Source organism: Pontibacter chitinilyticus (genome assembly GCF_039748935.1).
In the GTDB taxonomy this organism is placed as follows: Bacteria; Bacteroidota; Bacteroidia; order Cytophagales; family Hymenobacteraceae; genus Pontibacter; species Pontibacter chitinilyticus.
Genome location: NZ_JBDIZJ010000003.1, coordinates 272,623 through 294,090 on the forward strand (window position 1 = coordinate 272,623; position 21,468 = coordinate 294,090).

At 52.2% G+C, this 21,468-nt stretch carries 18 protein-coding genes; 11 read left to right on the top strand and 7 right to left on the bottom strand.

Translation table 11 applies throughout. From position 1 onward, the window contains the following. Nucleotides 1-53: 53 nt before the first annotated feature. Nucleotides 54-1,883, bottom strand: a complete 1,830-nt coding sequence (locus ABDW72_RS07530; protein ID WP_347157902.1) for a methylmalonyl-CoA mutase family protein — start codon at nt 1,881-1,883, stop codon at nt 54-56. Nucleotides 1,884-1,969: 86 nt separating this feature from the next. Beyond that, the gene (locus tag ABDW72_RS07535) at nt 1,970-2,350 is read right to left on the bottom strand and encodes a YkvA family protein (protein WP_347157903.1); all 381 of its coding nucleotides are present in this window, start codon (nt 2,348-2,350) and stop codon (nt 1,970-1,972) included. A gap of 215 nt (nt 2,351-2,565) precedes the next feature. Between ABDW72_RS07535 and ABDW72_RS07540 the strand changes: the two genes are divergently transcribed. After that, entirely contained in the window at nt 2,566-3,903 is a 1,338-nt protein-coding gene (locus ABDW72_RS07540; protein ID WP_347157904.1) for an amidohydrolase, read from the top strand. Nucleotides 3,904-3,962: 59 nt separating this feature from the next. On the opposite strand, the gene ABDW72_RS07545 is transcribed toward ABDW72_RS07540, so the two are convergent. Then, nucleotides 3,963-4,241 (bottom strand): hypothetical protein, encoded by a 279-nt coding sequence (locus tag ABDW72_RS07545; RefSeq protein ID WP_347157905.1) that lies wholly within the window; start codon nt 4,239-4,241, stop codon nt 3,963-3,965. Between the two features lie 205 nt (nt 4,242-4,446). Between ABDW72_RS07545 and ABDW72_RS07550 the strand changes: the two genes are divergently transcribed. The 4 genes from ABDW72_RS07550 to ABDW72_RS07565 all read left to right on the top strand — a co-directional run bounded on the left by ABDW72_RS07550 (nt 4,447) and on the right by ABDW72_RS07565 (nt 8,657). Then, the gene (locus tag ABDW72_RS07550; protein ID WP_347157906.1) at nt 4,447-5,205 is read left to right on the top strand and encodes a 5'-nucleotidase C-terminal domain-containing protein; all 759 of its coding nucleotides are present in this window, start codon (nt 4,447-4,449) and stop codon (nt 5,203-5,205) included. Between the two features lie 12 nt (nt 5,206-5,217). After that, nucleotides 5,218-6,150 carry a metallophosphoesterase gene (locus ABDW72_RS07555; protein ID WP_347157907.1) on the top strand — a complete coding sequence of 311 codons (933 nt, stop codon included), beginning with the start codon at nt 5,218-5,220 and terminating at the stop codon, nt 6,148-6,150. Between the two features lie 105 nt (nt 6,151-6,255). Beyond that, on the top strand, nt 6,256-7,680 hold the full coding sequence (gene dnaA, locus ABDW72_RS07560; protein WP_347157908.1) for a chromosomal replication initiator protein DnaA: 1,425 nt from the start codon (nt 6,256-6,258) through the stop codon (nt 7,678-7,680). 356 nt (nt 7,681-8,036) lie between these two features. Continuing rightward, on the top strand, nt 8,037-8,657 hold the full coding sequence (locus tag ABDW72_RS07565) for an acetate uptake transporter (protein ID WP_347157909.1): 621 nt from the start codon (nt 8,037-8,039) through the stop codon (nt 8,655-8,657). A 178-nt stretch (nt 8,658-8,835) separates the two neighbouring features. Here the strand turns inward: ABDW72_RS07565 and ABDW72_RS07570 are convergent, their stop codons facing one another. Further along, nucleotides 8,836-9,378 carry a hypothetical protein gene (locus ABDW72_RS07570; protein ID WP_347157911.1) on the bottom strand — a complete coding sequence of 181 codons (543 nt, stop codon included), beginning with the start codon at nt 9,376-9,378 and terminating at the stop codon, nt 8,836-8,838. 30 nt (nt 9,379-9,408) lie between these two features. Continuing rightward, nucleotides 9,409-9,843, bottom strand: a complete 435-nt coding sequence (locus ABDW72_RS07575) for an OsmC family peroxiredoxin (RefSeq protein ID WP_347157912.1) — start codon at nt 9,841-9,843, stop codon at nt 9,409-9,411. A 168-nt stretch (nt 9,844-10,011) separates the two neighbouring features. On the opposite strand from ABDW72_RS07575, the gene ABDW72_RS07580 reads away from it, so the two are divergent. The 5 genes from ABDW72_RS07580 (at nt 10,012) to ABDW72_RS07600 (ending at nt 15,855) form a co-directional block, all read left to right on the top strand. Further along, nucleotides 10,012-11,514, top strand: a complete 1,503-nt coding sequence (locus tag ABDW72_RS07580; protein ID WP_347157914.1) for a GH3 auxin-responsive promoter family protein — start codon at nt 10,012-10,014, stop codon at nt 11,512-11,514. 132 nt (nt 11,515-11,646) lie between these two features. Next, nucleotides 11,647-12,798, top strand: a complete 1,152-nt coding sequence (locus ABDW72_RS07585; protein ID WP_347157915.1) for a 1-deoxy-D-xylulose-5-phosphate reductoisomerase — start codon at nt 11,647-11,649, stop codon at nt 12,796-12,798. Nucleotides 12,799-12,841: 43 nt separating this feature from the next. After that, nucleotides 12,842-14,155, top strand: coding sequence for an RIP metalloprotease RseP (gene rseP / locus ABDW72_RS07590; RefSeq protein WP_347157916.1), 1,314 nt, complete (start codon nt 12,842-12,844; stop codon nt 14,153-14,155). Between the two features lie 18 nt (nt 14,156-14,173). Continuing rightward, nucleotides 14,174-15,304 carry a LysM peptidoglycan-binding domain-containing protein gene (locus ABDW72_RS07595; RefSeq protein ID WP_347157918.1) on the top strand — a complete coding sequence of 377 codons (1,131 nt, stop codon included), beginning with the start codon at nt 14,174-14,176 and terminating at the stop codon, nt 15,302-15,304. A gap of 47 nt (nt 15,305-15,351) precedes the next feature. Next, nucleotides 15,352-15,855 (top strand): DUF6702 family protein, encoded by a 504-nt coding sequence (locus ABDW72_RS07600; RefSeq protein ID WP_347157919.1) that lies wholly within the window; start codon nt 15,352-15,354, stop codon nt 15,853-15,855. 44 nt (nt 15,856-15,899) lie between these two features. Here ABDW72_RS07600 and ABDW72_RS07605 read toward each other — a convergent pair whose 3' ends face one another. Beyond that, entirely contained in the window at nt 15,900-16,649 is a 750-nt protein-coding gene (locus tag ABDW72_RS07605; protein WP_347157921.1) for a DUF4184 family protein, read from the bottom strand. A gap of 79 nt (nt 16,650-16,728) precedes the next feature. Continuing rightward, nucleotides 16,729-18,705 carry an OmpA family protein gene (locus ABDW72_RS07610; RefSeq protein ID WP_347157922.1) on the bottom strand — a complete coding sequence of 659 codons (1,977 nt, stop codon included), beginning with the start codon at nt 18,703-18,705 and terminating at the stop codon, nt 16,729-16,731. Nucleotides 18,706-18,943: 238 nt separating this feature from the next. Here ABDW72_RS07610 and lon point away from each other — a divergent pair, with 238 nt between their 5' ends. Further along, a complete protein-coding gene (gene lon, locus ABDW72_RS07615; RefSeq protein ID WP_347157924.1) occupies nt 18,944-21,430 on the top strand; it encodes an endopeptidase La in 2,487 nt (828 codons plus the stop codon). Nucleotides 21,431-21,468: the final 38 nt, after the last annotated feature.

The following is a 21,468-nucleotide window of genomic DNA, read 5'->3' on the forward strand; positions in this document are numbered from 1 at the left end:
TAATTGCATTACTGAATAAGGTAAGAGAATTCAGTTATTCGATTATTCAAAATTCAGTCATTGTCTTTCGCCAGCCGCTTTTGCACCAGCTTCATAATCGTAGACGTGTCGCAGCCGTCGAAGAGAAACTCCTCATACCCATTGGTGATCATCTCCTCCTTGATGTGCTGTGGGTCGTCGGCCAGAATAACTGTGGGCTTTGACTGATGCTGGCGGAGCCTTGGGCCGAACTCACGGGCATAGGCAGCCTCCGAAGAGGCAACTACCACTACCTCGGCAGCGGAGTGAAGCAGGCGGTCGGCCGCATCTTCTACCGAAGTATACTGTTGCTTTTCAGTTTCAAAACCGACGCAGCGGAAAAACGCTTCGGCAAACGACGCATTTAGTTTGCGCTTCTCCGTATCGCCAATTACAGCCACAATAGCCTTGGGCAGGCGCTGGCGTTTGCGCAGGTGCAGTTCGGTGGCCATACGCATTACCTCTGTCGGGTAAGCGGCGCGTGTGGTGTCAAAATCAGCACTCTGGATCAGCTCTTCCGGGTCAAAGCTTATACTTTCTTTCGGGTTCGGGTACTTGTTGGTGCCTACCAGCACATCGCGGCCGGTGGCTATATTCCGGAACTTCATCCGGCTCACCTCAGTGATCGGACCAAGTATAGCGCCTTTGGTATAGGCTGTTTCAAAGCCACCCAGCGCCTCTGTTTTCTTAAATAGCGCCCAGGCTTTCTGCGCCAGTTCATTGGTCAGTGATTCCAGGTAATAGGAGCCGCCAGCGGGGTCTACCGTTTTGTCCAGGTAGGCTTCCTCCTTCAGTATGATGGATACGTTGCGGGCAATGCGCTCCGAGAACTCGTCAGGCTGCTCAAAAGTGTTGTCGAAAGGAACAACCGTTAGACTATCGCAGCCGGCAATTACGGCGGCCATAGCTTCGGTGGTGGCCCGCAGCATGTTCACGTAAGGGTCGAGCGTGGTCTGGTACCAGCTGGAAGTTACGCTATGGATGCGCAGTTTGGCTGCCAGGGCAGGTTCTGCCTGGTAGGCTTCTACCACAGCCGCCCACAGCAGGCGCAGGGCACGCAGTTTGGCGATCTCAAAGAAATAATTGGTGCCCGATGCCATACAGAACTGCATGTTGCGCAACACCGATTCCAGCGGCTCCCCGGCATCCGTGAGCCTGTCTACATAAGCTACGGCAGCACTCAACGTATAGGCCACCTCCTGTGTAACGGAAGCGCCGATGCTGCTGAAATTGGTGCCGCAAACAGTAACACCATAAAAGTCGGGGCTGTCTTTGGTAAGTTCAAGCAGTTCTATGATTTCCTGGCCCTCCGTTTCCGTCAGGGTACCTTTAGCTGTTATCGGATCGAAGTGCACAAAGCCTTTCAGGTTTCGGTGCGAGACCTGCTTTGCCCCCAGTGCAGCATACAGCCGCTTCAGAAAAGCCACGGGCTGGTCGTGTAAAGTATAGCTTGCCGAAACCGTGCTCAGGTCAACTTTTTCAACCAGGTAAGCGACATCGAAAAGATCCGGCTGCAGGAGGATAAAGTGGATGCCGTTAGCCCCGCGGGCAAGTGCGTCAGCCGCTTTCTCCACCGCATTAGTGCCCGTTTCCTGCACTTTTAGCTGGGATACATTGAGCCAGTTGTTGTTGCTGGTTTTGCGGCCACGCAGAAAAGGAAAATCGCCTGGCTTTTGCTGTACAAAAGGCAGGTGTTGGATGTCCTGCCGGGTATAGTATGGCTTTACCTCGATCCCTTCATAAGTGTGCCAGGTCAGGCTTTCGAGCGGGGTGTCGCGCAAGTCTTTCCGTGCTTTCTGCTCCCACTCGGCAGGGCCACTAGGAGCAGCGGCAAATTCTGTAAATAGCTTCTGATCGTCCGTCATTATGCTACAGGTCTAATTTCTTGTAAAGATAAGGCTTTCTGCGATACGGCCTAAAAGGGCCGGTGGTAGTCAGGAGTGGCGGAAATTTAGTCAAGCCGCGCCACCCAGATGCGGTAAATCCAGTAGCCCAGCAGCAGCCAAAGTATAAGGATAAAGGTGGCCATCACGTAGTTAGGCTTGCGCTCCTGCAGTTGCTCCCTTGCTTTGGCGCGGTATTCCACCAATACCTCGTCGGGTATCAGTTTAAGGCATAGCCAGATGCCTAGTGGCAGCAGCACCAGGTCGTCGAGGTAGCCGATGAGCGGTATAAAATCCGGTATCAGGTCGATGGGGCTGAAGGCGTAAGCCACGGTGAGCACCAGTACCACCTTGGCTCCGAACGGAATGCGCGGGTCGTTGGCAGCCAGGTATAAAGTATAAATGTCTTCTTTTAATTTTCGAACGGTTTCTTTCCAGCGTCTCAGCATAGTTTAATAGTACGGGAGATGCAGGGCAGAGGTGCCGGCAAGTATAGCCGTAGCTGCAGCGAAAGAAGTATGGAGGCAGCAACGAACCGGACTGATGCCACTGTTCCGGCAGTAGTCAGCTGCCTTATTTGTGCCGGCGAAGTATAAACCTTTTCATCCTTTCCGTTCACAAATTGTTGTATATTTAACGTCCTTTACGCTCAACCCTATACTTCATGCGCAACAACTATATTTTGTACAAAAGCACTATACTAACAGCTGTTGGACTGAGTTTGCTGGCGGCACCTGCCTTTGCCCAGCAGAGCCCGCTGATTGCCCGCGCCAATACCGCGGCAGATAAACTGGAGCCTAAAGTAATCGCCTGGCGCCGTGATTTTCATGAGCACCCGGAGCTAGGCAACCATGAAACGGAGACAGCCGCCAAAATTGCCGATCACCTGAAAAACCTGGGCATTGAAGTGCAGACCGGCGTCGCCCGCACCGGCGTAATAGGTATTCTGAAAGGTGGTAAGCCCGGACCCGTGGTGGCTTTACGTGCCGATATCGATGGGCTGCCGGTAGTGGAGCGCACTGACGTGCCGTTTGCCTCGAAGGTAAAAACCATGTATAACGGGCAGGAGGTAGGCGTGATGCATGCCTGTGGCCACGACACGCATATTGCCATGTTGATGGCTACAGCCGAGGTGTTGGCAGGTATGCAAAAAGAACTGCCCGGTACCGTGAAATTCATCTTCCAACCCGCTGAAGAAGGCTCGCCGGTGGGGCAGATTGGCGGTGCCAACCTGATGGTGCAGGAGGGCGTGCTGGACAAGGGGCCGAAGCCGGAGGTGATTTTCGGGCTGCACATCAATTCGCAAACGGAGGTGGGCAAGCTCAAGTATAGGCCGGGCGGCACCATGGCCAGCGCCGACATTTTCCGCATCAAGGTAAATGGCAAGCAGGTGCACGGCGCGTCCCCTTGGAACGGTGTGGACCCGGTGGTGACGGCGGCGCAGATTGTGCTGGGCCTGCAAACCATCGTGAGCCGCCAGGTGGAGTTGACCGATGGTGCCGCGGTAGTAACCGTTGGGATGATCCACGGAGGCGTGCGCAATAACATTATTCCGGAGGAGGTGCTGCTGGAGGGAACCGTACGAGCCCTGAACAAAGACATGCAGCAGCAGATCCATGATAAAATCAAACTGACGGCCACTAAAATTGCTGAGAGCGCCGGCGCCACTGCCGAAGTAGAGATTATCCCGCAGACGCCAATTACTTACAATGACCCAGCCCTGACAGATAAAATGCTGCCGACGCTACAGGCGGTAGCCGGTCGCGACAACGTCATCTTGACCAAAGCTGTAACGGGTGCCGAGGACTTTGCCTTTTACCAGGAGAAGATTCCGGGACTTTTCATTTTCGTCGGTGGCATGCCCAAAGGCCAGGACCCCAAAACCGCCCCGGCACACCACACCCCCGACTTTTATGTGGATGAGAGCGGCATGGAACTAGGCGTAAAAACCCTGACCGACCTCACGCTCAACTACCTGGCCAGCGGCGGAAAGAAGAAGTAACAGAGCCAAGTATACAAGTATAAACAGCCGCGGCAGCATTACTTGCTGCCGCGGCTGTTTTACTGCAGTACCAAGCGGCTGCGCTGCACAATGCGCCTCTTGCTTTGCACACAGTAAGTATAAAATCCTGCTGCCAGCGCGGCGGGTCTTGTCAGTCGATTTTTGCCAGGTTTCAGAGCGGTTTGCCAGGCAACCCGGCCATCTGCCGCATACACCATAAGCGTGCCGGCTACTCCCGCCATTTCCAGCATAAACTGGTTGGTAGCTTGATTCGGGTAAAGGGCCAGCAGATCTTCTTTATGTAGGTCGTTGAGTCCGGTAGGCATCTGATCGGCCACCAGTAATAGTGTTTTATTTTCATGTGCAGGAAGAGGTGAGAGACGCTTGTCCTAAGCGTAATAATTCCAGAGGAGAATTGCTGCTCTATAAAGGAATATTTCAATACGCCCGCTGCTATAGCGAAACATACCTGAAAACCTATTTGTGCTGCTTCTGCTAACGCCGTACTTTTGTGGATAACTAACGTTGATGCACCCCTTCCGCATGAAGATAATTTGGAACAAAAGCCTTCAGGGTATGCTGCTGGCTTTGTCGCTGGCAGCTTGCCAGCCGCGCACCTGGCAAGCGTCGCCCAGCCTTACCACGACCGATGTACCGGTAGACAGCACCCTTACGGCTGACCCGCAGACGGAGGCGTTCATCAAGCCTTTCCGGCAGCAGGTAACCGCTAAAATGAGTGAAGTGATCGGCTTTGCGCCAACAGAACTGAGCAAAGGCGATTACCAGTCGGCGCTGGGTAACTTTGTGGTAGATCTGCAGAAGGCCCAGAGCGAGCCCCTCTACGGCAAACCCATCGACCTCTCGCTCACAACCAATGGCGGTTTGCGCCAGCCACTGCCGCAGGGCAATATTACTGTTGGCAATGTGTTTGAGCTGATGCCTTTCGAGAATGAACTGGTGGTGCTAACGCTGGCAGGAGGCACCGTGCAGGAGTTGTTTGATTATGCCGTAGAAAAAAAGTGGGCACCCATCGGCGGAGCTACTTATACTATAAAAAACGGCAAACCCACGGACATCAAAATCGGCGGCAAACCCTTTGACCCGAACAAAAGCTATACCCTGGTGACGTCCGATTACCTGGCCGGCGGCGGCGATGACCTGAGCATGCTGAAGAAAGCGACGAAAACCGAAAAAGTAGGGCTGCTGCTGCGCGACGCCATTACCCGGCAGATCACGCAAATGGCTACGGCAGGCAAACCTGTAACAGCAGATATGGTAACCCGGGTCACCATCCTCCCTTAGCAATATAACACTATGAAAAGAAGAGATTTCTTAAAAGCATCGGCCGTAGGGGCGGCAGGTATCAGTCTGCTGGGCTTTCCCTTTTCGGCAGCGGCGGCGGCACAAAGTATACACCTCACCATTTTGCATACCAACGACCAGCACTCGCGCATTGATCCGATGCCAAACGACGGGCGCAAGTATGGCGGCATGGGGGGGATGGCCCGCCGCGCCACGCTTATCCAGAAGGTGAGGCAGCAGGAGCCAAACGTATTGCTGCTCGATTCCGGCGATATCTGGCAGGGCACGCCTTACTTTAACTTCTTTAAAGGTGAGGTAGAGTATGAACTGATGAGCCAGATGCAGTATGATGCTGCCACGCTCGGCAACCACGACTTCGACAACGGCCTGCAGGGCCTGCAGAACCAGCTGCCCAAAGCAGAATTCCCTTTCCTGATCGCCAACTATAACTTTGAGGATACCATCTTGAAAGGGAAGTTTCAGCCATACAAGGTGTTTGAGAAGCAGGGCTTGCGCATTGGCGTGTTTGGCCTGGGCATTGAGCTGGCCGGGCTGGTGAGCAAAAACAACTACGGAGCAACCGAGTATACCGACCCGGTGCCGGTGGCGCGCGCGATGGTGCAGGAGCTGCGTGGCAACCAGAAATGCGACCTGGTGATCTGCCTCTCGCACCTGGGCTATAGTTATAAAGACGAGAAAATAGACGACCTGAAACTGGCCAGTCAGGTAACCGGCATCGACTTAATCCTGGGCGGCCATACCCATACGTTTCTGGATGAGCCGACAGTGGTTTCAAACGCAGGAGGCGAAACGCTGGTAAACCAGGTGGGCTGGTCGGGCATTTTCCTGGGCCGTATCGACTTCAGCTTCAACAAAAAAACGAAGCAGCGAACAGGCGTAAGAACCGCTGTTTTGCCTATGGATAACCCTGTATTAACTTCGTGAATAAATAATTTTTTGTTTTAAATTATTTAAGCATTTTTGTAACCCCCCTGCCGTAAAGGAGAGGTTTGTTTCACCAAACGAATCTTGTGAGCTTTGGAAAACTGGATGATAAAAGACTGTTCTACTGTATGGACTAACTGCCTGCAGGTGATAAAGGAAAATATTGGCGAGCAGAGCTTTAAAACCTGGTTCGAGCCGATAAAGCCTATATCGCTGCGCGACAGTGTGCTGACTATACAGGTGCCCAGCCAGTTCTTCTACGAATGGCTGGAGGAGCACTATGTGCAGCTTTTGAAGAAGGTGATCTACCAGGAGCTTGGCAGCGAAGGCCGCCTGGAATACTCCATCATCGTGGACCGTGGCAATGATACTAACAAGCCGCAGACCGTCAACATTCCCACCAAAAAGATACCGCAGGCAGTCGTAAACTCGTACCGCCCGGAGCAGAACTTTATCAAGAGCCCGTTTGAGTCTAAAACCATTGACCGCAACTTCCTTAACTCGCAGTTGAACGGGGCTTACAACTTTGAGAATTACATTGAGGGCGATTGTAACCGCCTGGCGCGTTCGGCAGGTTTTGCTGTGGCCAACAAGCCCGGCACTACCTCTTTTAACCCGCTGATGGTGTATGGCGGTGTGGGGCTTGGTAAAACGCACCTGGTGCAGGCTATCGGCAACCACATCAAAAACAGCAACCCCGATAAATTTGTGCTCTATGTATCGTCGGAGAAGTTTGTAAACCAGTTCATCGAATCGGTAAAAACAAACAACGTGCAGGACTTCGCCAACTTTTACCTGCTGGTGGATATTCTCATTATTGACGACGTGCAGTTTCTGAGCGGCAAGGATAAAACGCAGGAGATGTTCTTCCACATCTTCAACCACCTGCATCAGTCCGGCAAGCAGATTGTGATGACTTCCGATTGTCCGCCACGCGACTTAAAAGGCCTGGAAGAGCGCCTGCTATCCCGCTTTAAGTGGGGCCTCACCGCCGACCTGCAGAGCCCGGACTTTGAAACGCGTATGGCCATCATCCAGAAAAAGATGCAGAGCGACGGCATCGATATTCCGGACAACGTGGTGGAGTACCTGGCCTACAGCGTAGATACAAACGTGCGGGAACTGGAAGGCGTGTTGATCTCGCTCATCGCACAGTCGTCGCTAAACCGCAAAGAGATTGACCTGGAGCTTGCCAAGCAGGCGCTCAAACATATTATTGAGGATGTGGAGACGGAGGTGAACCTCGACTTCATCCAGAAAACCGTGGCCGAGTATTTCCAGGTGAGCCTGGACTCGCTTAAAGCCAAAACCCGCAAGAAAGAGATTGTAACAGCGCGGCAGGTGGCCATGTATTTTGCCAAGGAGTTTACCAGCCACTCCCTTAAGTCCATCGGCTATCACTTCGGCGGCCGCGACCACAGCACCGTCATCCACTCCGTACAAACCGTTTCCGACCTCATCGATACCGACAAGAAGTTCAAAGCTAGCATTCAGGAGCTTCAGAAAAAATTTAAGTCAAAGGCCGGCTGATCAACCGCAGTCGCTTACAGCATGTGCACTGCAGATTAAGCAAGCATAGGCTTGCAACCTGCAGCAGCCACAGCTATTCAGGTATAGTACACCGCTCCATTCGCTGCTTTCCCTTTTACCTACTTTGCGGGAGTATACTGCTATAAGCCAAAGCTGCTGTTTGCACTTTGCGTCTGTAAAAGAGTTGTGCCAGCTCTATTGTACTTTTCATCTCAAATGTGTAGTATAGTACGGGCAAATCTAGCAGGAGAGCGCTATCCGTTGTACAGCGATCTGTAGGCGCAACGCTTCATCTGGTGCGGCGAAACCCGTTGTCCTGATCCGTTAAAGTAGCCACTTACATATACAATTATACCATGAACCAAACAGATGTGATTGCCATCAGAGACACCACTGCAAATCCTGCTCCGCTAGGGCTGTTTGCGTTCGGTATGACCACCGTATTGCTGAACCTGCACAATGCCGGCATCTTTGAAATGAATGCGATGATCTTTGCTATGGGCCTGTTCTATGGCGGACTGGCGCAGGTTATTGCAGGCATCATGGAAGCAAAAAAGAACAACACTTTTGGCCTGACCGCTTTCGTTTCCTATGGTTTTTTCTGGCTTACACTGGTAGGTTTGCTGGTGATGCCGAAACTGGGCTGGACTGTAGCGGCATCAGAAACAGGTATGGTGGCTTATTTAATTATGTGGGGTATTTTTACGGCGCTCCTGTTTGTGGGTACGCTACAAATCAGCAGGGCCTTACAGGTGGTGTTTGCAACGCTTACCGTTCTGTTCTTCCTGTTAGCGCTGGGCGATGCGACCGGCAATGCTACCATCAAGGTATTTACCGGATATGAAGGCATCTTATGTGGGGCTTCCGCTATTTATACTGCCACAGCCACGTTGCTGAATGAAGTATATGGCAGAGTGCTGTTGCCTATAGGCGTTATGGCCAGGCCTGCTGAAGTAAGCTTTGCTACAGCTAAATAAAAATAAAAGGAGAGCTTAACTGCGGCGAAACAGCGCAGCATAATGCATTACCGGACTGATACTTTTGAAGAGCAGGGGAATTAGGATAGATTGAAGGAGAACCTGCTATACTATAAACCAGCGGCGGCTATACTTGCTTTAAGTATAGCCGCCGCTGGTTGGTACTTGCTCATACTATTTAAGCGCGAAAACTGGCTGACTCTGTTACAGCATAGCCATACTCTGGTGCCATGTCGCGCACTTTTTCTTTGATCTTCTCCAGGTCACGTCGTTTGCGCACCTGCTTCAGATTCAGGTAGATCTTGGTTTCATCTCGCTTGGTTACCCGGAGCGCCAGTGGCGAAATATGTATTTCCTCTACTTCAGGTATTGCAATGATATGCTTGGTGCGAAACACACCATATTTCTGCACAATGTATTGTGGCGTTAGCTCGATGTAAGACTGCACGCCAAATACCGAGGTATTCTGCAGCACAACATAAAAAAAGAATACTACGGCCAGCCCGAAGAAAATATAATAGAGGTAACTCTCCCGTCCTGCCGAGGTGTCGGTCAGGAGCAGGTACGATGCCCAGCCCAACCAAAGCAGAGCCAGGGTGATCAGCACACCAAAAGATAGTTTTGCACTGCGGGTGGGCGCCAATTGTACCACCAGCGTCGATCGGGCATTGCTACCAGTCACGGCCATAGAGAATACGTTAAGTAAAACAATTGCTGCCACAGTTATGGCAATGGCGCAATATAGCAATTTTTATCTTTTAAGCGTAGCCTGCAGCGTCATCTCCGGCACAGCTCCCAGCGCCTTTGATACCGGGCAGCCTTCCTTTGCTTTTTGCGCCATTTCCTGGAAAGCGTCATCATCCAGGCCATCTACTTTGGCCTCGGTGCGTAGCTCAATCTTCTGGATCAGCGGTGCTCCGTCTTTTTCGCCCAGCCACACACTGGCCGTTGTTTCAATGTATTCGGGCGTGAGGTTCTCATTGCCCATCAGAGCGCTCAGAAACATAGAATAGCAGCCGGCATGTGCCGCACCGATCAGTTCTTCGGGTGTGGTGCCGCTGGTGCTGTCGCCAAAGCGGCTGGCATAGGTGTATTTGGCCTCTATGGCACCATTACCTGATTTTACTTTCCCGGAGCCATCTTTCAGGCCTTTTTCCCATCGTGCGTTTGCAGTATGCTTTTTCATAGTTATAGTGTTTTTACTGATGTATTTACTTAAAACTTATTTAAGGCGATAAGGTTAACAAAGTTTAGAAGTTAAGGCACAAAAAATGCCTCTTCGCCCTGAAAGTAACTCAAACTATGGCAATAAAAGTTTATCTGCCTATATTTACCTCATCACAATAAAGATGGTATGGGTGTAAAAGCGTTGTTAAGCAAGCCATTGGCAGCCTTTGTGCATAAAAAGCAACAGAGCTGGATTGAGAATCCGGTGGAGGCGCAGCAAAGGACATTCGAGCAGATTCTGAACAAAGCACAAAACACCCGCTTTGGCCGGGACCACGGTTTTAGCGGCATCAAAACGCACGCAGAGTATGTGCAGGCGGTGCCGGTGCGCGATTACGAAGGGCTGTCGCAGTACATCAGCTTGGTGAAGGAAGGGCAGAAAGACGTGCTCTGGCCAGGCAAGCCGTTATACCTGGCAAAGACCTCCGGCACTACCTCCGGGACCAAGTATATTCCCATCACCCGCGACTCTATTCCAAACCACATTAACGGTGCCCGCGATGCCTTGTTGGCCTATGTGCACGAAACCGGAAAATCAGCTTTTCTGGATGGCAAAATGATCTTCCTGTCGGGCAGCCCTGAACTGGAAGAGGTGGGTGGCATCAAGACAGGCCGCTTGTCGGGCATTGCGAACCACCATGTGCCAGCATACCTGCGCACCAGCCAACTGCCCAACTACGAAACCAACTGCATAGAGGACTGGGAAACAAAGCTGGACCAGATCATCGAAGAAACCATTGACGAAGACATGACGCTGATCTCCGGTATTCCGCCGTGGGTGCAGATGTACTTCGATAAGCTGATGCGGCAGACTGGCAAAAAGGTGAAAGACATTTTCCCGAACTTCTCGCTGTTTGTGTACGGCGGTGTCAACTTTGAGCCTTACCGCAAAAAGTTGTTTGAGTCGATTGGGTGTGAAGTCGATTCTATTGAGCTGTTTCCGGCTTCCGAAGGCTTTTTTGCCTATCAAAACGAGCAGCACGACAAAGGCTTGCTGCTGTTGCTGGATGCGGGCATCTTCTACGAGTTTATACCTGTGGAAGAGTATGGCCATCAGAACCCCACCCGTCTGACCATCGGCCAGGTGGAGCCGGACGTGAACTATGCCCTGGTGGTGAGCAGCAATGCCGGCCTCTGGAGTTATTCTATTGGCGATACGGTCCGGTTTACGTCACTCAACCCTTATAAAGTGGTGGTTAGCGGCCGTATCAAGCACTTTATTTCGGCTTTTGGCGAGCACGTAATAGGTGAGGAAGTGGAGAAAGCGATGCACGGGGCGATGACGCGATATAGCAATGTGGAGCTCATTGAGTTTACGGTGGCACCACACGTCAGCCAGGACCACGGGGCTTCGTACCACGAGTGGCTGGTAGAGTTTGCACGGCCGCCCATGGACCTGGGCAATTTTGAAAAAGAGCTGGATGAACAGCTGCAAAAGCTCAACTCCTATTACGACGACCTGATCAAAGGTAATATCCTGCAGCACCTCAAAATCACGGTTCTGCCGATCGGCACGTTCCGCAACTACATGAGGTCGCAGGGCAAACTGGGCGGCCAAAACAAGGTGCCACGTTTGAGCAACGATCGGCAACTGGCTGACGGGCTGCTGGCGGTAGCAAAGCCGAATTAGCTGCTGCGGGAACTGGTATACAGGTTCTGCCATGCAGCAGGTTATCTCCTTTTGCCGGCTAATAGAAGCGTTGGTACATACCAGCCCAAAGCATACAGCTGGCAAAATCTTGTTTTATCTGAAAAATGACGCATGAAAAGAATCGCTATACTTGGTTCTACCGGCTCCATCGGCACACAGGCCCTGGAAGTTATACAAGCACATCCAGAGCAGTTTGAGCTGGAGGTGATCACGGCGCACAGCAACGCAGAACTGCTGATAGCGCAGGCGCTGGCCTTTAAACCAAATGCCGTGGTAATTGCCCGCGAAGACCTGTACGAGCATGTGCGAACAGCCCTGCAGCACGAGCCGGTGAAAGTATATGCGGGCAGCAAGGCGCTCTGTTCGGTTGTGGAGATGGGCACCCTCGACATGGTGCTCACGGCTATGGTCGGCTATGCCGGGCTGCTGCCGACCATACATGCTATAAAAGCTGGCAAGCAAATTGCCCTGGCCAATAAGGAAACGCTGGTAGTTGCCGGGCAACTGGTCACAAAACTGGCGCGGGAGCATGGCGTTAACATTTACCCGGTTGACTCGGAACACAGCGCCATTTTTCAGTGCCTGGCTGGTGAATTTCACAACCCAATTGAAAAAATTATACTGACAGCGTCAGGCGGACCGTTCAGAGGACGAACGGCAGAAGAGTTGAAATTGGTGACCAAAGCACAAGCCCTGAAGCACCCGAACTGGGAAATGGGAGCCAAGATCACCATCGATTCCGCTTCGCTGATGAACAAAGGCCTGGAGGTGATTGAGGCCAAGTGGCTGTTTGGGCTGCGCAACGAGCAGATAGAGGTGGTGGTGCACCCGCAATCCATTGTGCATTCGCTGGTGCAGTTCGAAGACGGCTCCATCAAAGCACAACTGGGGCTGCCGGATATGAAACTGCCGATCCAGTATGCGTTGGGCTATCCCAATCGCCTGAAGTCAGATATGCCGCGGTTCAGCTTTCTGGATTACCCGCAACTCACCTTTGAGCAGCCTGACCTGAAGACGTTCCGAAATCTGCAGATGGCCTTTGATGCAATGGAGAAAGGCGGCAACATGCCCTGCATCCTGAATGCGGCTAATGAAGTGGCTGTCAGTGCCTTTCTGCACGACGAAGTTAGATTCCTACAGATGTCCGACATCCTGGAAAGTTGTATGGCAAAAGTTGCGTATATTGCGAATCCTTCTTACGAAGACTATGTCGCGACAGACAGGGAAGCCCGGGCCAAAGCAGCCGAACTGGTGAAGGGGTGATGGCGTGGGTGGCAAGTATAATGTATAAACTTACTCTTTTTAGATGAACGTAGTGATAATGGTGGGCCAGCTGGTGCTGGGCCTCACAATACTGGTAGGACTGCACGAACTGGGCCACATGCTGGCGGCCAAGTGGTTTGGCATGCGCGTGGAGAAGTATGCGATCGGCTTTCCTCCCAAGATCTTCGGTAAAAAGTTTGGCGAAACAGAGTACATGCTGGGCATGATACCGCTGGGCGGCTTTGTCAAGATTTCCGGGATGGTGGATGAATCGATGGATACCGAAGCGCTGAAAGAGGAGCCGAAGCCGTGGGAGTTCCGGGCAAAACCAGCCTGGCAGCGCCTGATCGTGATGATGGGTGGCATTATCGTGAACGTGATCACCGGCATCGTGATCTTTGCAGTGCTGACGTACCACTATGGCGAAAGCTACCTGCCTGCCCGCGAGGCCAAGTATGGCGTGGTTGTGAATGAGATCGGCAAAGAAATGGGTTTTCAGACCGGCGACCGGATCGTGGCTGTAAATGGCAAAAAGATAGAGCGGTTTGATGATGTATACGCGCTGGATGCCCTGCTGGACCGGAACGCCTACTATACGGTGTTGCGCGATGGTAAGCAGGTCAACATCAACGTGCCTGTAGACCTGATGGACCGCCTGGCAGACAAGGAAGACCGTATGTTGTTTGTGCAGCCCCGCCAGACTTTCCAGATCGGGGAGGTGCAGCCAGCCAGCAATGCAGCCAAAGCCGGCTTGCAGTCCGGCGATTACGTGCTCACAATCAATGGCAAGGATGCCAAGTTTTTCGATGAGTTTCAGCACATGCTGCTGGAGAATGCCGGCAAGCAGATTACGATGCAGGTAGAGCGCGATGGCAAGCCTATCAAACTCAGCGCTCAGGTAGACAAAGACGGCCATCTTGGCTTTTTCCCTAAGCCGCTGCTGAATTATGCCACCCGCGATTATACCCTCGGCGAGTCTATCCCGATGGGAGCAGAGCAGGCTTTCGGCGTTGTATCAAACCAGATAAAAGGCTTCGGTAAAATGTTCCGGGGCGAGGTAGATCCTACCAAATCGATTGGCGGCCCTATCAAAATTGCGCAGATCTATGGCGGTGTCTTCGACTGGTTTAAGTTCTGGACATTAACAGGCCTGCTGTCAATGGTGCTGGCTTTTATGAACTTTCTGCCTATCCCGGCGCTGGATGGCGGCCATGTGCTGTTCCTGACCTATGAGATGGTGAGTGGCCGCAAGCCGTCTGATAATTTCCTGGAGAACGCGCAGAAAGTGGGCATGGTGATCTTGCTGTGCTTGATGGGATTCGCTATCTTTAACGATGTCTTCCAGACGTTTTTTTAATAACGTGCATCGTTTTTAATGAAATTACCAGTAACCCGTATCCTTACAAGCGTTTTTTTCTTTTTTGTTTTTGTGATGTCAGGGGCTACAGCGGCTCCCGGCAACCAACCGTTTCAACTAAGTCGCCCGCTTGTTACAGCAGGCGATAGCACCTACCTGGTGCAGGAGGGGGATACGTATTACGGCCTTGCTCACCGGTTTCAGGTGCCGCTCGATTCGCTTCAGCGCTGGAACGGCATGCAACTGCAGATCGGGCAAACCATTTTCCTGACACATGCCGCACCGACTACAGGAGCTGCTGCGCCACACCAGCCGGCAGCCGCCAAGCCGGCCGTCCAAACTGTTAGCGCTGCTAAGTATGGCGAAGCGGCCACTGCCCCGGCACGGGCGCCGGAAAGTACTTCGGCAGCCGCAGTACCACTACCCGGCCTTGCCGAGCATAAAACCAAGAAGCGCATCCTGGTTATTCCCTTCGATCCTTATTTATACTTCTCCGACGCGGATTACGAGATTGCCCGCCAGTCGAAGATACCGCGGCAGAATGTGCGCTATGTGTTTCGTAACCGCCTGAATGCCCTGCTGGCGCCGTCAGGCTACGAAACCATTCACCTGCTGGGTGGCGTGTACCGCGATAGTGTGAATGAACTGAGCAAGGTATACAAATCGCTCAGCTATACTTACCAGGACAACAAACAATCGAAGTATAACCACCAGCCAGCGGTAAAAGAACCGCAACCGGGCGCCTTGGAGTGGATCAAGCGGCAGAAAGAAAAGCTGGGGATAGACAACAAAGCCCCGGAGCAGGTGCCCGTAGCGCAGGACCCAAACAAGCACTTCGGCGTGACAGTAAAAGATCCGGAGTTCTTCACTTATTTCAACAACCAGTATGGCATCGACTACTATGTTTTCATCAACCAGTTTGAGGTGAAAACAGTGTATGAGCACTGCCTGGACCGCGCGGCCATGAACTATGAGCGCAATTTTCTGGTTCATTACTCGATCTATGACAGCAACGGCGAGCTGGTGTCGGGCAACAAAGTGAGCGTGCCGTATCACTCCAATATGAACGATATACAGCGTATTGTGAGCGATAATATGCCCGGTGTAGCCAGGCGCGTACTATCTGACCTGCCTGCCGCCAAAGAATAACTGCGCCGGGCACAACCGGGTGTAGCTGTTAACCAAAAATCAGAAGTATGATGTATAAATTCCTGCTTTCAGTGCTACTCCTGCTTTGCATGGGCACAGGAGCTGCATTTGCGCATAACTACCACACCAGCATTACGGATATAAAGTATAACCCGCGCACACAGAGCCTGGAGGTAGCTGTAAAAGTGTTTACCGATGACCTGGAGAAGGCTCTGTCAGGACGTGCTAAAACAACGGTGCACTACAGCCGCGCAGATAGTAAAATAACGCAACAGTTAGCCGATTACCTGCACAGCACACTGGCTTTTGCGCTGGAGCCGGGCAAGCCACTTACCTTTACGCTGCTGGGCTCCGAAGCGGAGGACAATGCCGTATGGCTGTATGTGGAGGTGCCCGTTAAGCAGACTGCTTTATCGCAGCTGTACGTGAAGAATGCCCTCCTAATGGATACCTTTGGAGACCAGATGAACATTGTGAACGTCAACTACAAAGGCGATACCGAAAGCATTCTGCTTCAGAAGGATGAACAGGAGAAGAAAATAACGTTTTAGGGCAGCATCCTGCATCAGAAAGAGTGAGGCAACAACTCATAACCTCACTCTTTCTGGTGCAGGATGCTTTGTTTTAAAGTATAAAACAGGCTGGCAAAGAGCATCGCCAGCAGGCAGCCGCTTAGGATGGCTATCACCAGCGTGGCGAGCTCCACATGGTGCAGCATCATGATGTGGTAAAACATAAACAGGAGCCCACCCAGGCTAATAATTAGCCAAAAGGCCAGCCACGGATGCGGCGCGTCTGCCAAGGTGGTAGTAGGCTGCCGATGCACATAAAGCAGAATCAGCAGAATTCCCACGACAGAGCTCAGGTGCTGTATCAGGCGGCAGAGCTGCATTTTCATTCCTGCCACCGACACCACGTGCTCCAGCAGCGGCACATGCTCCACAATAAAGCCCCGGTCAAACGTAAAGCTGTCCCACAGCAAATGCGAAAAACCCCCGATGATAGCCGAAACAAGGAAAGCCAGCCAGTGCCGACGCAGGTAAGTAAAGTAGTTGGCCTGATAAGTAACTGCCAGGGCACGGCGCCTGAAGTAGGGCGGCAGGTGCTGGATAAGCTGGTCACGCACCAGTCCATGGTAGAGCAGGGCCAGCAACAAGGTCAGAGGCAGGTCAAATTCCAGGATGCCAATGGAAGAATGGCTGATCTCGCTGCGTTTCTGAAGCCGGAGGAAGTATTCTGAATCCGGAGCCATACTGCCAATGATGAGCGCTGTGGAAGAAAACCACCGTTTGCTACGGTGCAGGAAGGGCAATACAAAAGCAGGATGAGCAGCGGTGAAGGGCATAGGTGAATTTTATTTCCCTTTAAAACGTCAGAAACAGCAGAGTGATGCATGGCAACTGCGAAAATTACTGTCCGGCCTGCTACTGCGCGCCCTCTTGCGGCTTGATAAGTTTAAACTCCACGCGGCGGTTGATGCGCCGGTCCTCTTCCGTTTTTTCCTCGCGCAAGGGCGCACTGCTGCCGTAGCCAATAGCTACAATGCGGCCCGGCGGTAGGTGAACCTTCTGCTCAATGTACTTTCGGATGGCATCGGCGCGGTCCTGTGACAGGCTGCGGTTAAAGTCCTGGTCGCCGGCGTTGTCGGTGTGGCCGTCTATCTCCAGCGTATAATTCGGGTGGTCGATCAGGAAAAGCGCTACCTCATCCAGCACCAGCTCCATGCTAGCTTTTATATCCGACTGGTTCTGGTCAAACTCAATGTTCTGAAACACCATTGGAATACTATAGTCGATCAGCCTGGTCATAATTTGCAGGGTGGTGTCCTGTTGCAGCGCCAATTCCCGTTCAATCGTGAAGAAATCGGGGCTACGGATGAGCATCATGTAATGCGAGTTGTCGATCAGGTCAAATTCAAAGCTGCCGTCCGGGCGAATATACCGGGAGGAGATCTCAATGCCGTTGTCCAGGTCGATGATGGAAATAACGCCCGATAACGGCTTGTGCGAAACAGAGTCGGTAAGTACCCCCGCCACTTTGGTTACGGCCAGCGGGTGGGCCTCCATCGGCAGCGGGAACGAGTATAAGTCAAGGTTATCAAGATCGTCTGCTTCGGACCGGGCGTAATACAGGTTTTTGGAAGCCGCATCTATCGAAAAGTAGTACTCGCTGCCGCGGCCGTTCACCAGCGGCCCGACGTTACGCGGCTCCTGCCAGTGGCCTTGCACCTGGTATGTCTTGTAGATGTCGAAATCGCCAAAGTTATAGAACTGGCCGCGCGAGCTGAAATAAAGCACCTGGTATAGCGGGTGGAAAAACGGGCTTACCTCGCTTTCGCGGGTGTTCACCACCGGCCCCATGTTTTGTGCCGGAGCCCAGTCGCCATACCGGTTTTTATAGGTAAAGTAAATGTCCGAAAGGCCGAAGCCACCCAGGCGGTCGGAAGCGAAGTATAAGGTATCTTCGTGGGCAGACAGCGTAGGCTGCGAGTCCCAGGCTTTGGTGTTCACGTTCGCTCCGAGGTTTTTTATCTGGCCCCAGGTGCCGTCGGGCTGCATGGTGGCCATGTATAAATCGCAGTTGCCGTATCCATCCGGGGCTTCGCAACGGGCAAAGTATAAAGTGTTGCCGTCGCGACTCAGGCAGGCTGAGCCTTCGTTGTACACGCTATTGATTGGTTTGCCAAACGACTGCCCCTGCTGCCAGGAGCTGTTTTGCTGCTTGCTAAAGTATAGATCTTCGTTGGCCCGGCCGTTCAGCCCCTGTAGGTTGCGCTTGGAAGTATAAATTAGCACGTCGCCGTTCAGCGTAGGACCATAGTCGGCAGCAGGTGAATTGATGGCCTCGCCCATGTTCAGGTAAACACCTTTTGGAGGCTTAAAGGCAGAAATAGATTTGCGGTACTCTACCAGCTCATAGTAATAGTCCAGCGGCACATAATAATTTTTCGTATTCTGCTCCAGCGAGTCGTAGTAGGAGAATACGCGGTGCACGTCGGTGCGGTGATGTTTGAGCACCAGGCGGTAGAGTGCTTTGGCTTTTGCCAGGTTGCCCTGCCGCTCATACAACTGGGCAAGGTGCCACAGCAAGTACGTATCTTTGTAAAAGTTATCGATGCCGAAGTGCTGCACATAGTTTTCCAGCAGGGGGAGCACCCGATCATACTGCCTGCGCCGCTCCAACTTGTGAATGGCTGCAAGCTTTTTATGGTCGTTATAGTAAGGGATTTTATTTAAATTGGGAAAATTAAGATAAAGCTCAGGTTCAGGAGCCTTCTTGTGTGCCTTCAGGCCGTTATTGTTCGACGAATCCAATGGAATGTGCTGATACTGCTGTGCCCGGCCTGTCCATGGCAGCAAGGTCAGCAAAAGCAGGAGCCCCAATAAGCGGTAGCGTTTCATCAGCCGTTAAAATTTACCTGAAGACCAAAGATATTAATTTTTAACTATATTTTTGAAGTGGCATACTTCTGAAGAACAATTTTTTAGTAAAATGCTACAGCTGCCGGGCATCGACCGGCCTGTAGCACGACAAAACTGCCGGCCCAGAGGCTTGGCACAGGACTTGACCTATTACGCGAGAGCGGAAAACGGAGAACTATACAAGTGTCTTTCTGCCAAAGTGGCACTGAATCGTACTATGAACTATACACGAAACAACTTTTTACAAAACCTGCTCCTCAGCGGCCTTTCCAGCGAAGAAGATGTTGAGATGATCCCTATTATCACGGCAGACGCAGACGAGGAAACCGCTGCGGAAGACCTGCCCGATGAACTTCCTATTTTGGCGGTGCGTAACACGGTCCTTTTTCCGGGCGTGGTGTTGCCGATTACCGTGAGCCGCAAAAAATCTGTGCGCCTGGTGCGTAAAGCCCATAAAGGCGATAAGATCATAGGGGTAGTAGCGCAGAAGAACACGAACTCCGACGATCCGGTAGCCGAAGACCTGTTTGCCGTAGGTACGGTTGCCAAGATACTCAAGATGCTGGTGCTGCCTGATGGCAATACCACCATTATCATACAAGGGCACAGCCGCTTTAATATAGATGAAGTAACGCAGGAAGATCCATTCCTGACAGCGAAAGTGAGCTTGTGTGTGGAAACCAAGCTCGACAGGAAAAGCAAAGAAGTAAAGGCGCTGGTGCAGTCGTTGAAAGATGCCGCCGGCAAAATGCTGAAACTGAACCCGGAGATACCACAAGAAGCCCAGGTGGCGCTCGACAATATCGATAGCCCCAGCTTTCTGACACACTTCCTGTCTAGTAACCTGAACGTGGAGGTGGCCCAGAAACAGCAACTGCTGGAGGTGAACGACGGCGTGGAGCGGGGCACACAGTTGCTGCAGCTCATGTTGCGCGAGATACAATTGCTGGAGCTCAAGCAGGAGATCCATACCAAAGTACACACCGACATTGACCAGCAGCAGCGCGACTATTTTCTGCGCCAGCAGATAAAAGTGCTGCAGGATGAGTTGGGGCAGGAGGGACCAGACCAGGAAGTAGAGCGGTTTCGGGAGCGCGCCAAAAAGAAGAAGTGGCCCGAGCCAGTTGCCAAGCATTTTCAGCGGGAGATCGACAAGCTGGCGCGCCTTAACCCGCAGGCAGCGGAATACCCAGTGGCCGTTAACTATGTCGAGTTCCTGCTCGACCTGCCCTGGAATGAGTATACGAAGGATAACTTCAACCTGAAGCGCACCAAAAAGATATTGGATGCCGACCATTACGGGCTGGAAAAAGTGAAGGAGCGCATCTTGGAGTACCTGGCCGTGCTGAAGCTGAAGAACGATATGAAAGCGCCTATCCTGTGCCTGTATGGCCCACCGGGGGTGGGGAAAACGTCGTTGGGGCGTTCTATTGCGAAAGCATTGGGGCGCAAATATGTTAGAATGTCACTGGGTGGTGTGCGCGACGAGGCTGAAATACGTGGCCACCGGCGCACCTATGTGGGCGCTATGCCCGGCAAAATCATCAGCCAGATCAAAAAGGTTGGTTCCTCTAACCCGGTGATCATTCTGGATGAGATCGACAAGATCGCCTCCGATTTCCGCGGTGATCCGTCTTCAGCCTTGCTGGAGGTGCTGGACCCGGAGCAGAACCATACTTTTATGGACAACTACCTGGATGTGGAGTACGACCTCTCAAAGGTGCTTTTCATCGCTACTGCCAACGCGCTGGATACGATACAACCTGCGCTACGCGACCGCATGGAAATCATTGAGCTGACGGGATATACTCTGGAGGAGAAAACGGAAATTGCGAAACGGCACCTGGTGCCGAAGCAGATTACCGAACACGGCCTGGAAGAAGAGGACGTAAAAGTTCCCAAGCAGACGCTCCAGAAAGTAATAGAAGACTATACGCGCGAATCGGGCGTTAGAAGTTTAGAGCGTAAGATCGGGCAGCTGATCCGCCACACGGCCAAACTGAAGGCCATGGAAGAAGAGTACCCGACCACCATCAAGCCCGAGGAAGTGGTGAAGCGCCTTGGTTCAGAGATATTCGACAAGGAAATGTATCAGGACATTGATACCGCTGGCGTGGTAACTGGCCTTGCCTGGACCTCGGTAGGTGGCGACATCCTGTTCATCGAATCTATACTTAGCAAAGGCAAAGGCAAACTGACGCTCTCCGGCCAACTAGGCGATGTAATGAAGGAGTCAGCGATGACGGCCGTTTCGTACCTGAAAGCGCATGCCGACCTGCTGGATATTGACTACCGCTTGTTTGACCAGTATGATCTGCATATCCATTTTCCGGAAGGTGCAGTGCCCAAAGACGGTCCATCAGCCGGTATCGCTATTTTTACATCCATCGCTTCGGTGTTCACACAGCGCAAAGTAAAATCGCGCCTCGCCATGACAGGTGAGATCACGCTGCGGGGCAAGGTGCTGCCGGTAGGCGGCATTAAGGAGAAGATACTGGCAGCCAAGCGGGCTGGTATCTCCGATATTATACTTTGCCAGAAGAACAGGAAAGATATCTACGAAATACCGGAGCAGTATATCAAAGGCCTCCACATTCATTATGTGGATAGGGTGGATGACGTGGTGAAGATCGCGCTGCTGACTGAGAAAGTGAAGAACCCGCTGAAGCTGGTGGTGACAGAAGAGAAAGCCAGTTCGGAATGATCGAGGTGTTAAGCCAATCATGTAGAGACAAGTTGTGC

Excerpts from the sequence above, each read along its gene's own strand:
- ABDW72_RS07550 (WP_347157906.1), top strand. The coding sequence starts at position 4,447 with ATGAAGATAATTTGGAACAAAAGCCTTCAGGGTATGCTGCTGGCTTTG.
- ABDW72_RS07600 (WP_347157919.1), top strand. The coding sequence starts at position 15,352 with ATGATGTATAAATTCCTGCTTTCAGTGCTACTCCTGCTTTGCATGGGC.
- ABDW72_RS07555 (WP_347157907.1), top strand. The coding sequence starts at position 5,218 with ATGAAAAGAAGAGATTTCTTAAAAGCATCGGCCGTAGGGGCGGCAGGT.
- ABDW72_RS07595 (WP_347157918.1), top strand. The coding sequence starts at position 14,174 with ATGAAATTACCAGTAACCCGTATCCTTACAAGCGTTTTTTTCTTTTTT.
- ABDW72_RS07565 (WP_347157909.1), top strand. The coding sequence starts at position 8,037 with ATGAACCAAACAGATGTGATTGCCATCAGAGACACCACTGCAAATCCT.
- ABDW72_RS07535 (WP_347157903.1), bottom strand. The coding sequence starts at position 2,350 with ATGCTGAGACGCTGGAAAGAAACCGTTCGAAAATTAAAAGAAGACATT.
- ABDW72_RS07605 (WP_347157921.1), bottom strand. The coding sequence starts at position 16,649 with ATGCCCTTCACCGCTGCTCATCCTGCTTTTGTATTGCCCTTCCTGCAC.
- ABDW72_RS07530 (WP_347157902.1), bottom strand. The coding sequence starts at position 1,883 with ATGACGGACGATCAGAAGCTATTTACAGAATTTGCCGCTGCTCCTAGT.
- ABDW72_RS07585 (WP_347157915.1), top strand. The coding sequence starts at position 11,647 with ATGAAAAGAATCGCTATACTTGGTTCTACCGGCTCCATCGGCACACAG.
- rseP (WP_347157916.1), top strand. The coding sequence starts at position 12,842 with ATGAACGTAGTGATAATGGTGGGCCAGCTGGTGCTGGGCCTCACAATA.
- dnaA (WP_347157908.1), top strand. The coding sequence starts at position 6,256 with ATGATAAAAGACTGTTCTACTGTATGGACTAACTGCCTGCAGGTGATA.
- lon (WP_347157924.1), top strand. The coding sequence starts at position 18,944 with ATGAACTATACACGAAACAACTTTTTACAAAACCTGCTCCTCAGCGGC.
- ABDW72_RS07575 (WP_347157912.1), bottom strand. The coding sequence starts at position 9,843 with ATGAAAAAGCATACTGCAAACGCACGATGGGAAAAAGGCCTGAAAGAT.
- ABDW72_RS07540 (WP_347157904.1), top strand. The coding sequence starts at position 2,566 with ATGCGCAACAACTATATTTTGTACAAAAGCACTATACTAACAGCTGTT.
- ABDW72_RS07610 (WP_347157922.1), bottom strand. The coding sequence starts at position 18,705 with ATGAAACGCTACCGCTTATTGGGGCTCCTGCTTTTGCTGACCTTGCTG.
- ABDW72_RS07580 (WP_347157914.1), top strand. The coding sequence starts at position 10,012 with ATGGGTGTAAAAGCGTTGTTAAGCAAGCCATTGGCAGCCTTTGTGCAT.